This is a genomic window from Citrobacter sp. EC_71 (genome assembly GCF_019584005.1).
In the GTDB taxonomy this organism is placed as follows: Bacteria; Pseudomonadota; Gammaproteobacteria; order Enterobacterales; family Enterobacteriaceae; genus Citrobacter; species Citrobacter werkmanii.
On sequence record NZ_VDAY01000006.1, the window covers coordinates 269,406 to 284,788 of the forward strand.

General features: G+C 52.4%; 3 protein-coding genes. All 3 read right to left on the minus strand.

Going from position 1 to position 15,383, the window contains the following annotated elements; genetic code table 11:
- Positions 1-134 precede the first annotated feature (134 nt).
- On the minus strand, positions 135-926 hold the full coding sequence (ucpA, locus tag FHD02_RS09105) for an SDR family oxidoreductase UcpA (protein ID WP_042306926.1): 792 nt from the start codon (positions 924-926) through the stop codon (positions 135-137).
- 117 nt (positions 927-1,043) lie between these two features.
- The gene (locus FHD02_RS09110; protein ID WP_371415435.1) at positions 1,044-3,197 is read right to left on the minus strand and encodes a peptidase domain-containing ABC transporter; all 2,154 of its coding nucleotides are present in this window, start codon (positions 3,195-3,197) and stop codon (positions 1,044-1,046) included.
- Positions 3,198-3,231: 34 nt separating this feature from the next.
- Positions 3,232-15,354 (minus strand): Ig-like domain-containing protein, encoded by a 12,123-nt coding sequence (locus FHD02_RS09115; RefSeq protein ID WP_255597151.1) that lies wholly within the window; start codon positions 15,352-15,354, stop codon positions 3,232-3,234.
- Positions 15,355-15,383: the final 29 nt, after the last annotated feature.

Here is a 15,383-nt window from a genome sequence, read left to right on the forward strand (position 1 = left end):
ACTTTCTTATGGTCATCATATTTATAACCAGTGCTAAAGGAGTAACGGTTTTATATACCGTTTGATGATTTGAAAGTTGAAAAGAGAATAAGGGGTACCTCCTCCCCATCGCGCGGGGAGGAGACCGGCATCAATCAGACGCCGACGCTAACGCTTTCAGGCAAGGTACTACCGCCATCAATCACGTTTTGCGTGCCAGTTAAATAACTGGACTCATCCGAGGCCAGGAACGCAGCCAGCTCACCGACTTCTAGCGGGCAGGCCAGACGACGCATCGGGATCGCTTTCGCCATTTCGGTTAATACAGATTCCGGATCGTCCGGATTGGACTGACGCGCAATATTTTCCGCCATCGGCGTGCGAACATAGCCAGGGCAAATGGCATTCACGCGAATACCGGACTGCGCATATTCCACCGCCAGCGATTTGGTTAAGCCGATAATCGCCGCTTTTGACATTGCATAGGCCGTTTCGCCCGGATCGGCCACCATATCGCCAGTCACTGAGGACATCATCACGATACGCCCGTCTTTGCGATCAATCATCTCCGGCAGCACGGCTTTCGTTACGTTCCAGACGCCTTTGATATTGATATCAATATGGAAGTCGCGATCTTCATCGCTCATCTCAAGGAAGTTGCCGAGGCGACATACGCCGGCATTGTTGACCAGAATATCGATTTTTCCTTCAACCTTCTTCGCGCGTTTCACCGCTTCCGTGACCGAAGCAAAATCTCTAACATCCGCGTGAACCGCAGTGCAGCGGTGACCGCGTCCTGCCAGCTCATCCGCCAGTTTTTCAATCTCATCGGAGATATCCAGCAGGATTAAGTTCGCGCCATGGCGGGCAAACGTTCTGGCGATCCCCTCGCCAATACCCTGAGATGCGCCCGTAATCAATGCTGTTTTGCCCGTGAGTTTTCCCATTTCAATATTCTCCTTTTGAATATGAAGCCTTCGCTTCATTCACGCAGAAGATACAGCAATAATAAATCGGTGCTGCGAAACGGCTCACTAATCAGTCCGGTCAATGAAAAAATATCGTCACCGCGGTTGTTTTTCGTTCGCTGACGCAACCGTTACGCGAACAGGTTGCTTTGTCTGCTCGACGTTTGCTGGCCCTAATAGTTTATCCGGCGTGCAGTCACGAATGATTTTGCCCCCTTTCATGACCAGCACACGATCGAAATACTTCAGCAAATAGCGACGGTGCGTCACCATGATCAGTGTCTTACCGCTGATAAAGTGATCGAGATGATCGAAGATACGCTGTTCGGTTATTTCATCCATATTCGAGGTTGGCTCATCCCATAAGTAAATCTGAGCATCGCTACTCAAACTACGCGCCAATAACAGCTGCTGGTTTTGCCCTGAGGATAAGTTACGCGCCATAAACATCACCGGGTAACGCAGCCCCATTGGATGCTGGAGCACAAAGGTACAGTTCGCCAGATTAAGCGCCTCGATCACCTTCTTGCGGTTGTCGCAATCTTTAAGGGCAAAGTTACTTTCAATGCTGCCGGTAAACAGCGTGTCGTTATTGGTCACCATACTGATAAAGCGGCTGAAAAAGTTCTGCGCCAGATGTCGGGTATTGTAGCCATCGTACATAATACTGCCCTCAGTAGGTGGACAGTAGCCAGAGAGCAGGGAAATCAGCGAGCTTTTCCCGGAACCACATTCGCCAATAATTGCCACCCGCTGCCCATGAGGAATATCCAGCGTCAGCGTATCCAGCGCTTTTGGTAATTGCGGATCGTACTGATAGCTCAGAGCGCGTAGAGAGATATCACCTCGCACGTTCACGATCGATTGCAGCAATTTTTGCTCATGTTCCTGCCCTGCCGGCATAAACATTTTCATTAAATCCGTAATGGTTTTATTGGTTGTGAAAATAGTAGAGAGCGTTGATGATAATCCCGAGATGATCCCTGACATCCGTCCGGAGACTATAACGGAAGAGACAATTGCCCCCGTGGTGATTTCTCCTTTAATGACCAGAAAAAAAGCGAAAACCATCAACAGGATCTGATTCAGACTCGACATCGCGCTGAGCGCAGACTGATAATAGACTCCAGCCTTGCGCAGTTTTAAGCTCAGCCATGACTGATTGTTACTGCTATTAACCCAATCAAGCATCAGGTTTTTATTGTTTAGGGTATGAATGGTACGTAAGGAATAGAGTAATTCAGTAATGAAAACGTTACGGTTTGACTGGCTCTCCTTCATTTTATCCATCAGCACTTCCGTATACCTGAAATATCCCCAGGCCAACAGTAGCGACACCACCATCATCATCACGGGTACTAACACCAGGGCGCCGAGATTAATGTAAATAATCACACAAAAAATAATAAATACCGGAATATCCGACACGCGCTGGAAAACAGAGTTTAACAATACCGGCTTAATTTTTTGGAATTCTGTCCAGAGAACAAAAACTGAGGACATAGAACTGCTTTTGGTGGTGTTGTAGATCAGCGCCTCGACAAAAGAAACATCAATATTGACATCCTCCTGACGCGAGACAATCGACTGATAGATATCTTTCGAGGATCGCAGTAAAAACTCAAAAACGATGAATACCAGCACGATACCGACCACCCCAAACAGAGAAGCGGTCGATGATCCGGGCACGAGCTTATCGTAGTAAAGATTACTGAAAACCGGGATCGTCAGCGCAAACAGGGCCATAAACAGCGAAGTGAAAAAATACTTACTGTAAAAAAATTTATTATTTTGCAGCCCGGATTTTAGTATTGAACTTATTTTTATCGATTCAGTCATCCCGCTTAAAGGCTGGATCAGAAAGACCGAAATCGTCTGGATGTTTTCTCTGGCGCACGCAACGACACCCAACTCGTTGTTACGCTTGACCAGCTGTAGCCCCCCTTCCTGGCACCCGACACACACCATCCATTGCATGTCGGAGGTTAATATAATCAGCGGCATATTTTCATTCAGCAAATCGTCGGGGCGCGAGAATTTCACCTCGTGAATCATCAGACCTAATGACAGAAAATAGTTTTTAATCTGTGCTTCATGGTTCGGATCGTTTTTATCATATTGCGACAGCGTGACCGGTATTTTTGCCTCATCTATTTCAATACGTGAATCGTGGTTTTTGGCGATGTATTGCATAACGCCAGCCAAGCCTAAATCATATAGCGTAAAATCATTCATAGAATTTGCACTCATTCCCCCGCACGTCCTGTACGGGGGAAACGGTTATTTATTGATGGTGATGTTGCTGATCGTCCTGATTATCTTCGACGCTCTGGCTAATGCTCATCACTTGTGCCGCGAAGCTGGCTGCTTCATGCGAAGAGGATTGATCCGCTGCAGAATGCGGCGCGTCACTCTCATCGCTGCGGGCGTTGTCCATGCCTGCAACGACGCTGCGGCTACTGGTATCCACCGTAAAGGCGATATCCTGACGTTCGCTATTCCCGGCACTGTCCTGCGTGCGCAACACCAGAGAATGTGGGCCATCCTCCAGCGCCACAGGCACGTCGAACTGAGTAGGGCCAGACGGCGAAGGCACCAGCGGATGAGTGACACCGTCCAGTTCAATGCTGGCATGGGTAATGCTGGCGTCCAGGTTGAACTCAAAGACCGGATGCGACGACTCCACTTCTATGGTGTCATTGGTGTCCTGCTCGCTACTGTACAGACTGCTGCGTAGCGACACCGGGTCATCGGTTCCAACATTCACATCGTGCGTCACAGTGCTGGTGTTACCCGCTACGTCGGTAATGGTGAAGGTAAGCTGATGCTCGCCCTGCGCCACATCCTCAAGCTGGAGATTCCAGTTACCGTCTTTGTCCACGTTTGCCGTCAGCACATCGCCATTATCCAGTGAGACGCTAACCAGGGCTCCCGCTTCGCCATGCCCGCTAAACGATAAGGTTGACTCATCGGTCTGCCAGGTTTGTTCCTGGCTACTCGTACCATCAAAAGTCACATCAAAATTATCGACATGGGTATCGACAGTGAACTCAACCGACTGGCTGGCAGTATTACCTGCCGCATCGCTGACATTCACCACCAACGTCCAAGTGCCTTCAGCCAGCGCCTCTTCAGGTGTCCAGGTCCAGTGGCCTGATTCATCCTGCGTGGCGCTGTGGGTTTCGCCGTTTATGGTCACCGTTACGGTAGTTGCATCAGGATCGATGTTACTCAGGATAAACGTTGGCGTGACGTCCTGAGTAATGTTGTCCCCTGAGGCACCGCTATCGCTGCCCGCATCCAGGGAAACTATCGGCGTGCTGATAGTAGTGTCGATGGTGTAATCCAGGGACACATCCGCGCTATTACCCGCCGCATCGGTCACGGTAACCACCAGCGTTCCGCTGCCGTCCGCGAGCGGGGTTTCCGGCGTGTAGCTCCAGTGACCAGACTCGTCTTTGGTTGCCGCATGAGTTTCGCCGTTCAGCGTCACCATCACCGACGTGGCATCCGGGTCGATATTGCTCAGGATAAAGGTCGGCGTCGTATCCCTCGTCAGATTATCACCCACCGTACCGCTATCGCTGCCCGCATCCAGGGAAACTGTCGGCGTGCTGGTAGTAGTGTCGATGGTGTAATCCAGGGACGCATCCGCGCTATTGCCCGCCGCATCGGTCACGGTCACCACCAGCGTTCCGCTGCCGTCCGCCAGCGGGGTGTCCGGCGTATAGGTCCAGTTACCCTGTTCATCTTTGGTTGCGCTGTGCGTTTCGCCGTTCAGCGTCAGCATCACCGACGTGGCGTCCGGGTCGATATTGCTCAGGATAAAGGTTGGCGTCGTATCCCTGGTGATATTATCCCCTGCCGTTGCGGTGTCACTGTCCGTATCCATCATTACTGTTGGTGTGCTTAGCGTACTGTCAATGGTGAAATCCAGTGAAGATTCCGCAGTGTTACCTGCGCCATCCGTGACTTTCACCTTCAGGGTCCAACTACCGTCTGACAGCGCAGTTTCCGGCGTATACGTCCAGTTACCCTGCTCATCTTTGGTTGCGCTGTGTGTTTCGCCGTTTAGTGTCACCATCACCGAAGTGACATCCGGGTCAATATTGCTCAGGGTAAAGGTTGGCGTCGTCTCATTCGTCAGGTTGTCACCGACATCACCGGTATCGCTGCTGGCATCAAGAGCCACCGTCGGCGTACTGATACTAGTGTCGACGGTGAAATCCAGGCTGGACTGCTTAGTATTCCCTGCCGCATCGGTTACTTTCACCTCAACGGTCCAGTTACCGTCTGCCAGCGGGGTTTCTGGCGTATAGATCCAGTTACCCGAAGCGTCTTTGGTCAGGGTTTGCGTATTGCCGTTTAAGGTCACCTCTACCTTCGTCACATCAGCGTCAACGTTAGTCACGACAAACGTCGGTTTAACGGTTTGCGTGATATTGTCGCCCGCCGTACCGGTGTCGCTAGCAGCGTCCATGGTAATGGTCGGTGCGCTAAGCACGGTATCAATGGTAAAACTAAAGGACTGCGTCGCCGTATTTCCTGCCGCGTCCGTGGCGCTCACCTGAACGTCACACACGCCGTCACTCAGCGGGGTGCCCCATGTTATGGTCCAGACTCCATCACTGACCTTCGTTGCCGGCACCATCGTTCCATCAATCGTTACGCTCACCGCAACGACATCCTTCTCGATATTGCTAAGTACCAATGTCGGCGTTGAGTCGTTGGTCAAGTTATCGCCCTGAGCACCACCGTCTGAGGCCACGTCCAGCGCTACGGCTGGCGTGGTGAACATCACATCCAGGTCGACAGGAACACTGACATTAGTGGCTGAATCCTCCGCCTGAATGCTGATTTTACCGCCATCAGGATAGTTAATCGCGGTACTCCAACTGCCAGAATTATTGACATTAACCGTGGTGATAACGTTGCCGGACTCATCCTTGATGACAATGGTTGTTCCCGCTTCCGCCTTACCTGAGAGGATCCATAGAGTCCCCTCTTCGCTCCAGGAAGAGATCTCTACCGTTGGCGCCAATGGCGCAACGCTATCGACCAGAATGTCATGGTTAATGGTTTGGGTATTGCCGGCCGTATCTTCAATGGTAAAGGTTAAATTGCTTGTCCCTTCAGGCAACGCGCTGGCATTGATGCTCCATGTGCCGTCGGCGGCAACTGTGGTGGTAGCAACCACCATCCCTGCCACCATCAGGGTAACGGTCGCCCCAGCCTCTCCCATGCCATTAAAGGTTGGCGTGCGGCTGTTAACCACCCACTTATCGGCCGAACTGTCTTTGTCGTCCTGCACGTTGGCGGTGAACTGGCTAATTGAGGTATCAATCACTATCGTGAAGGTTGAGACGGTACTATCGTTCCCCGCACGGTCTTCTGAACTCACCTGAACGGTCCAGGTCGCATCACTAAGCAACATCGGATTAACGTTTACGCTCCACGTTCCCGTACCGTCTGCCCAAACATTGCTAACAGTCATCCCATTAATCTTAACAGTGACATAGCTGTTAGCCTCAGCCATACCGCTCAGCTTAATACCTGCAGAAATATCATTGATGTAAATCGTACCATCAATGGTGTGGTCAGCGACGCTCTCTCCGTTAATGTTGTCCAGCGTGATGGAAGTATTGTTGACCGTATCTATCGTGAATTTCTGATCCCCTGTGGTAGCCGTATTCCCTGCCGCATCGGCGATATCAAAGCGGATAGTATGGCTACCGTCGTTCAGCGCTTCAGGGATGGTATATTGATAGTTCCGTCCGCTGATCGTAATGGTTTCAACATACTTACCGTCAATATAAACCTTAACCGGTTGGCCCGTTTCACCGTTGATTTGGAACGTCGGCGTCGTTCGGGCGGTAATAAAATCGTTAGAGTAGAGACCACCATCAGGATTCATTTTATCCAGCTCAATCCAGGTGCTGGTATCGACGGTCACCAGAATACGTGCAGATTCTGCGGTATTGCCCGCCGCATCTTCTGCTATCACACGGATAGAATATTCACCGTCCGCCAACGTAGTTGGGTATTGCCACGTCCAGTTCCCCTGGGCATCCACCGTTACCGTTGCTACAGTCTTTTCATCCACCAGAATAGAAACCGTCGCCCCCGGCTCTCCCGTACCATGGAAGGACGGCGTATTAACGTTGGTAATATTATCGTCCAATGAGCCTGAGTTAGACACATCATCAAGATTGATGGTTGGATAATCGGTGTGGCTGTCCAGAGTAAAGACTAACGGATCGCTGGTCTGACTGTTTCCGGCCACATCCGTGATCTGCACTGTCAGGCTGTAATCACCATCCTCTTTAAGGATCAGCGGTACCGTCCAGCTTCCGTCTTCAGCCACTGTCCCCTGACCCACCGCTTTACCATTGAGATAGACAGTAATGGTTGACCCCGCTTCCCCCACACCGGAAACATCCAACGCTTTGTCATTAGTCAGCGCGGGAAGTGAATCAACGCTAAAGCTATCAATCACCGTATCAATAGTAATCGTCGTGGTGTTACTGGTGGCCGTATTTCCTGCGGTATCTGTTGAAACCATTCTGATGTCATATTCGCCATCCTCGCTTTCTGGCATCGTCCAGGAGATCGTACCCGCTGCATCAGCCGTCACGGTAGCCACTTTGACATCGTTAACATAAATCTCGACCGTCGCATTAGCATCGGTCACCGCCGTCAATGTGGGTACATTGACATTGGTGATAGCATCCGTAATTGCCGCGCTGTTTGACATCTTGTCGAGGACAATATCGGTGATACTATTTTGCGTATCGCAGACAATATCAATATTTTTAGTCGCTGTGTTCCCCGCCGAATCAGTTTCAGTCACCACAAAGGTTTGTGAGCCTTCCTCAAGGGCTATTTCACTGCTCCAGTCGCCCTTATCATCTGCGGTAACCGTCGCCAGTATTTCTCCGCTGGTGTTGGCAATCGTTATTACCGCCCCCGCTTCTGCGGTACCGTCCAGATGCACCAGTGTTTTATTGGTAATATTATCAGTAGCGCTACTACCACTATCATCGGTATCCCGTAGTTCAACGGTGATCGGCGTGATATAGGTATCGAGAATAAAATCCTGTGGACCAAAGTTTTCCGTATTACCCGCCACATCCGTTACCGAGAAACTGATCTCGTGCTCACCGTCAACACCAATACCCGGAATAGAAACCACCCAGTTGCCGTCGCTGGCAGCCACCGTTTCCACGACGGTACGACCATCTATGATAACCGTAATATGGGCCCCAGCTTCAGATGTTCCCCTGACTACCGGTGTATTCGAATTCAGATACCCTTCGTCGTTCAGCCCGGCAATTTCCCAGACCAATGGGACGACATGGGTGTCAATCACCAGGCTTGCCGGATCCGACTTCACCTCTTCGCCGTTATTGGGGTTGATAATGCTCACTTCAACGCTATATGTGCCTTCCTCCATTTCCGGCAAATTGAAGTTGTAGCGACCTGTGGAATCCGTTGTCGCGGTACCCACCACTTCACCATTGACATAAACAGTGATGGTATTGCCCGGTAGCGAAATCCCGGTGATCGATGGTGTCGTGTCGTTAGTCACAAAGTCACCAATAGAGCCGCTATCTGACCCGGCCTGCAGTTGCAGCGTCGGCGGATCAACATCCACTAACGGGATAATGAAGGTGAAATCTGTCTCTTCTGAAACGTTGCCGGCCTTATCGGTCGCAATCACACCGATGACATGATCGCCGGAGGTGATAGCGCTCGGCGGCGTCCATGCCCAAGAACCATTGCTGTCAACCGTCACGCTGGCCACGGTAACGCCATCGATGATAATGGTGAGACTCGAACCCGGTTCAGCCGTACCGCTGAATTCCGGCGCCAGATTTAACGCCTCGTGTGAGTTTTCAGGATCGGACGCCGATAGCGCTACTACCGGAGCATTGACCACGGTGTCAATTTCAAAGTTCACACTGGTGGTGGCGGTGTTGCCCGCCTGATCGATAGCGGAAACGGTAATGGTATACGATCCATCAACCAGATCGTCCAACGTAACAGACCAGCTGCCATCCGCTGCTGGCGTGATTTCCTGCGTCTGGACGATGGCACCTTTATCATCGGTGACAAGGATAGTAAGCGTGGCATCTTTATCGGTCTGCCCGCCAAACGTCGGTGAGGTATCGCGCGTTAGCTTATCGCTTTGTGAAGTACCGGTATCCGACGTGGCAAGCAAATCGAGGGAGAGGGAGATCTGCGTATCCACGGTGAAATCTATACTGCTGTTTTCAGTATTTCCCGCAAGGTCAGTAACAACCACGGTGGCCGTGTAATCGCCATCCGCCAGTTTTGAAGGCTGGACACTCCACTGCCCATCGTCACTTTGTACCGCTGCATATTTTATCCCATTAATCTCGACATATACGGTATCCACATCATCCGGGATGCCAGAAAGGATAAACACAGGTTGTGTATCGTTGGTCAGATTGTCGCTGTCGCTGGCTCCGGAATCACTGGCGCTATCCATATCAATGGACGGTACCGGTATCTGAGTATCCACAGTGAATGTTAGCGTTTCAGTCTGGTGGTTACCTGCCACATCAACTATTTCCACACTGATGGTCCAGGTTCCGTCTGCCAGCATCTCGGCAGTATAGATCCACTGCCCCTGCGCGTTCTGTTCAAGCGACGTCGTCTTACCATCCAGCGTAACCGTTACGGCGGACAGCGTTTCACCGGCGCTGATTTCAAAGCTCGGGGTATTTACGTTAGTCAGGTTATCGTTGGTATCACTGCCAGTATCGTCAATGAGGATAATGGCAGGATCGGTGAGCACAGTATCAATAACAAAATCATAGGTCGTTGATGCACTGTTCCCTGCGTTGTCGGTAAACGTCACCACTACGCTGTAGTTACCATCAGTAAGATTCTCAGGTACCCGCCATTGGGTAGTACCGGGTTCCAGAGACCAGGTTTGGTCCCCGAGTTTCACTGATATGCTGGCAATATCTTCCGGCTCACCGCCGATAGTAATCATCGGTGCCGTGTTATAGGTGATGCTATCTGCAGTATCTCCACTGTTGGATGCCTCATCCATTCCGACAACCGGTGGTGGACAGAAGGTATCCACCGTAATAGAAATGGACGAAGATTTGCTGTTACCCGCATTATCTTCTGCGGTCACTTTAACAACGTAAACACCATCGGCCAACGCATCGGCCTGCGGGATCTGAACGCCCCAGACGCCATCCTTCTGGGTGGCATTATACGTTTTACCGCTAATAGTCACGGTAAGGCTATGAACATCGCTGTCCACATTGCTGATGACAAAATACGGGGTGGTGTCTTTGGTCAGATTATCATCTGCCGAGACCCCCGTGTCGCTCTCAGTATCCAGATCGATAGCAGGAATATTCAGCGTGGTATCGATGACAAATGAGACCGACGTTTCTGCCGTGTTTCCTGCTTTATCCACCACGTTGATGTATAGCGTATAGCTGCCGTCCGCCAGCGACGGTGTCTGGTACAGCCACTGTCCCGTTTCATTTTTAGCCAGCGGCGAAGCGACGCCATTCAGGGTTACGCTGACCGATTCGACATCAGCAGGAACGCTGACCTCAAACGTTGGAGCATTATTATTAGTGATATTATCGGTATCCGAATAGCCGGTATCGTCACCAACAATAAAATCGACGCTCACGGATGTTTGCGTATCGACAGTAAAGACCAGACTCGTATCCTGGGTATTGCCAGCCTTATCAGTGACCGTCGCCGTTAAGGTATAGTCACCGTCACCCAGCGGCTGAGGTGGCGTAAAGCTGATCGGCTGCGCTGTTAGATCAATAGGATAAGAGATACCATTGAATGTTACGACCAGGCTATAAGCATCGCTGTCAATGGAGCTAAAATCGAAGGTCGGCTGGGTATTGCTGGTATAATTATCGGTATCACTACTACCAGAATCATCCTCAGGGCGCAGATCAACGGTAACCGGATTTAGCGTGGTATCAACCGTGAAGGTAAAGCTCTCTTGTGTGGTGTTACCGGCCTTATCGGTGACGTTCACCACAATAGTGTGCTCGCCATCGGGCAACGCTGACGCGACGGTATAGGTCCACTTACCGTTGCTTGCACCAAGATCGACAGCTGTACCGCCGTCCAGCGCCACCGAGACATGGGAGACATCATCCGGGACGTTAATTTGGAACGTTGGGATCGTATCGTTGGTTAAATGGTCGTCGGAGGAATAACCGGTATCTTCTGACATGACGATGCTGTCAATTACCACAGTCGTATCAATAACAAAATCCAGATCCGACGAACTCACGTTCCCGGCCTTATCCGTTGCCGTCACCACTATGGTGTATTCGCCATCGGCCAGTTCCGGCGTTTGGAATACCCAACTACCCTGCGCGTCTTTCGTTAGCGGATAATCGTTGCCGTTTAGCGTCACGACAACCTGATAGATATCACTGTCGATATTACTAATCACAAATTGCGGGCGCGTGTCAGACGTCAGGTTATCTTCAGTGCTATCGCCAGAATCAGAGCCCGTCATCAGATCAATCACCGGTGCACTCAGCGTGGTATCAACCGTAAAGGAGAGTGTTTGCGTCTGAGTGTTACCGGCCCGGTCCTGGATATCAACCGTCAGCTTGTGCTCTCCATCCGCGAGTGCGGATGACGGCGTAAAGATCCAGTTACCGCTACCATCCTGCACGAGCGAAGTTTGCTGACCATCCAGCGTAATGACCACATGCGTCACATCGCCGTCAACGCCACTAATGATAAACGACGGTTTATTGTTGGTGGTCAGATTGTCCATGGCATCGTAACCAGTATCATCCCCCGCCTCAAACGCGATCGTAGGCACGGAAAGCTGGTTATCAAAGGTAATCGTTTTGCTATCGCTGGTTTCATTACCCGCCGCATCCTCTACCGTGACAACAAGGGTATAGTCGCCAGAAGTCGAAAGCACCGGAGAAGTCACCGTCCAGTTACCGTCGGCGTTTTGCACCACGCTGCACTCAAGGCCGTTAATTGTCGCCTTAAGGCTGATCACATCCTCAGAGGTTGTCACGCTAAATACCGGCTGACTGGCATTGGTGATGCCGTCAGAGGAGGAATCCCCGGTATCCGTTGTCAGAATGATAGAATTAATCTCCACCGACGTGTCGATGGTAAAGCTATAATCTGAGGTCCTTTGATTACCGGCATTATCCGTCACCAGTACCTCCAGAGTATACTCACCCTCCGTCAGTGCGGTATCAGGGGTAAAGATCCATCGACCATCTGTCTGCTTCTTGACGTTAGTGGTAATACCATTCAGCGTGACGTCAACGCTGTACACATCCTGCGGAATATTGCCCAGTTCAAACGTCGGTTTGGTGATGTTAGTCACGTTATCGCCCGCAATACCACTGTCATCTGCCGTTGCCATTTTGACGGTAAGCGGCTCAAGCGTGGTATCGACGGTGAAACTCTGCTCACGGTTAGCGGTGTTTCCGGCTTTATCTGTGACGGTTACCTCCAGCGTGTATTCCCCATCCGCCAGCACAGACGGCATCGTCACCACCCATTTACCGTCCTGGAATATAGCATCCTGCGTTGTCGTTCCAACGCTGACGGTGACAGTTTGCGCATCGGCGGGTGCCGTAATAGCAAACGTTGGGGTGGAATCGTTGGTCATCCAGTCGTTTTGCACCCCTGTATCACTTTGCAGGGTGATACCGTCCACGCTGGTGGTGGTATCAATAGTCACGGAGAGTGACGTTGTCTTTTCATTACCCGCATCATCAACAACCCGCAGTTCAGCCTGCCAGACCCCATCAGGCAAATCGGCTGGAAGAGTAAAGATAGCGCTGCCATTTTCAACCGTAATAGGCCATGTCTGACCGTTAATCGTCAGTGAAACGCTGACAACGTCACTATCAAGATTACCGATCACGAAGGTTGGGCGGACATCCGACGTAATGTTATCGGAATCGCTATACCCGCTGTCGCTCTCACTTGAAAGTTGCAACGTTGGTTGAGAAAGGGTTGTGTCGACCGTAAAGTTGAGATCCTTATGGCTGCTATTACCCGCTTGATCCGTTACGGTAACCGTAATGGTATGCGCTCCGTCAGCAAGCGCTGCGGTAGAAAAATGCCACGTTCCATCACTCTGTTTGGATGCGTCACCAGCCGCTTTACCATCAATTGCAATGCTGACATGCGTGACATCATCCGGCACGCCGATCGCGAACTCAGGCGTATTCACGTTGGTCTGGTTATCGGTGGAGCTTGAGCCAGTGTCATCCAACAACACAATTGAATCTATGTAAGTGACCGTATCGATTTCAAACGCTGCTGCATCAGAGGTACTCTGATTACCCGCCATATCTTCAACCATGACGGTAATCGTATACTGCCCATCATCCAGCTCGACTGGACAGATCCAGGTCCCGTTTCCGTAGGTTTCACTATCCAGCGTCCAGCTACCTTTGTAGCTGCCGTCGTTGCTCACGATCGCTATCGTTATCGTATTGGCGTCATCAATATCCACGCCGCTAAGCTGGAATTGCGGCTTCGTCTCATTAGTCAAGCCATCAGTCTGGCTATCGCCCGAATCAGAGACAGTAGCGAGCTCGACTGCCGGTTTATCAACAAGAGTATCGATAGTAAAACTAATCTGGCTGTCGGCACTGTTGCCTGCTACGTCAGTCACCGTCACTGTTGCGGTATATGTGCCATCTTTTAATTCATCCGGCAGGGTAAATGAGGTTCCTTTACTTAGATCAATCGTGTAATGCTGCCCAGTGTTCAACGTCAGTGTGACCGTGGCGACATCGGCAGGAATATTGCTAAATGTAAACGTTGGGGTTGTATCCGCTGTATAGTTATCATCTGCTTTAGCCCCTGTGTCTGAGGCTTTATCCAGCGCAATATTGACAGGCAGAACCTCTGTATCCACCGTCACGGTCAGTTCCGTGGAGTTCGCGGTGTTCCCCGCGTCGTCGGTGACCTGCACGGTGATGCTGTAGTCGCCGTCCGCCAGTTCCGGCGCGGTAAAGCTCCACTTCCCGTCCGCCAGCGTCGCCGGGTAGGACGTGCCGTTGATAATCACCTGCACCTCCGTCACGTCGGCATCGATATTGCCCAGCGTGAACGTTGGCGTGGTGTCGTTCGTGATGTTGTCCGTCGCGCTGCTGCCGCTGTCGCTGGCGTCTGCCAGATCGAGGGTCGGCACCGAGAGCGTGGTGTCGACGGTGAAATTCAGGGGATCGGAGGTGGCCGTGTTGCCCGCCACGTCGGTCACGGTGGCCACGATGGTGTGGTCGCCGTCGGCCAGCTCGCCGGACGTGATATACCACTGCCCGTCCGCGTCCTTCGTCGCCGCCACCGGGATGCTGCCGTCGATGGAGACCATCACGCTGACCGCATCCGGGTCGGTGCTGATGGCAAAGCCCGGGGTGGTGTCGCGGGTCTGGTTATCCCCCGCCGTGCCGGTGTCATCGCTCAGCGTAATGACCGGGGCCGCCACGGTGGTGTCCACCGTGATGGCCAGTTCATTCGAGGTCTGCACGTTCCCCGCGTCATCCGTCACCTGTACCGTCACGGTATAGTCACCGTCCGCCAGTTGCGGGGCGGTAAAGGTCCAGGTGCCGTCCGCCAGCGTCGCCGGGTAGGACGTGCCGTTGATCAGCACCTGCACCTCCGTCACGTCGGCATCGATATTGCCCAGCGTGAACGCCGGCGTGGTGTCATTCGTGATGTTATCGGTCGCGCTGCTGCCGCTGTCGCTGGCGTCTGCCAGATCGAGGGTCGGGATGGACAGCGTAGTGTCGACATTAAAGTTCAGGGGATCGGAGGTGGCCGTGTTGCCCGCCACGTCGGTGACCGTCGCCACAATGCTGTGGTCGCCGTCGGCCAGCTCGCCGGCGGTGATCTGCCACTGCCCGTCCGCGTCCTTCGTCGCCGCCACCGGGGCGCCGCCGTCAATGGAGACCATCACGCTGACCGCATCCGGGTCGGTGCTGATGGCAAAGCCCGGCGTGGTGTCGCGGGTCTGGTTATCCCCGGTGGTGCCGGTGTCATCGCTCAGCGTAATGACCGGGGCCGCCACGGTGGTGTCCACAATGACCGCCAGCGCCGCTGAGGTCTGCACGTTTCCCGCATCATCCGTCACCTGCACGGTGAAGGTGTACTCCCCGTCTGCCAGTTGCGGGGCGGTGAAGGTCCAGGTGCCGTCCGCCAGCGTCACCGGGTAGGACGTGCCGTTGATCAGCACCTGCACGCTGACGGCGTCCGCATCCACATTACCGATGGTGAACGCCGGGGTGGTGTCATTCGTGATATTGTCCATCGCGCTGCTGCCGCTGTCGCTGGCGTCTGCCAGGTCCAGCGTCGGCACTGAGAGCGTGGTGTCGACGGTAAAGCTCAGGGTCGCCGAGTCCGCGGTGTTGCCCGCGA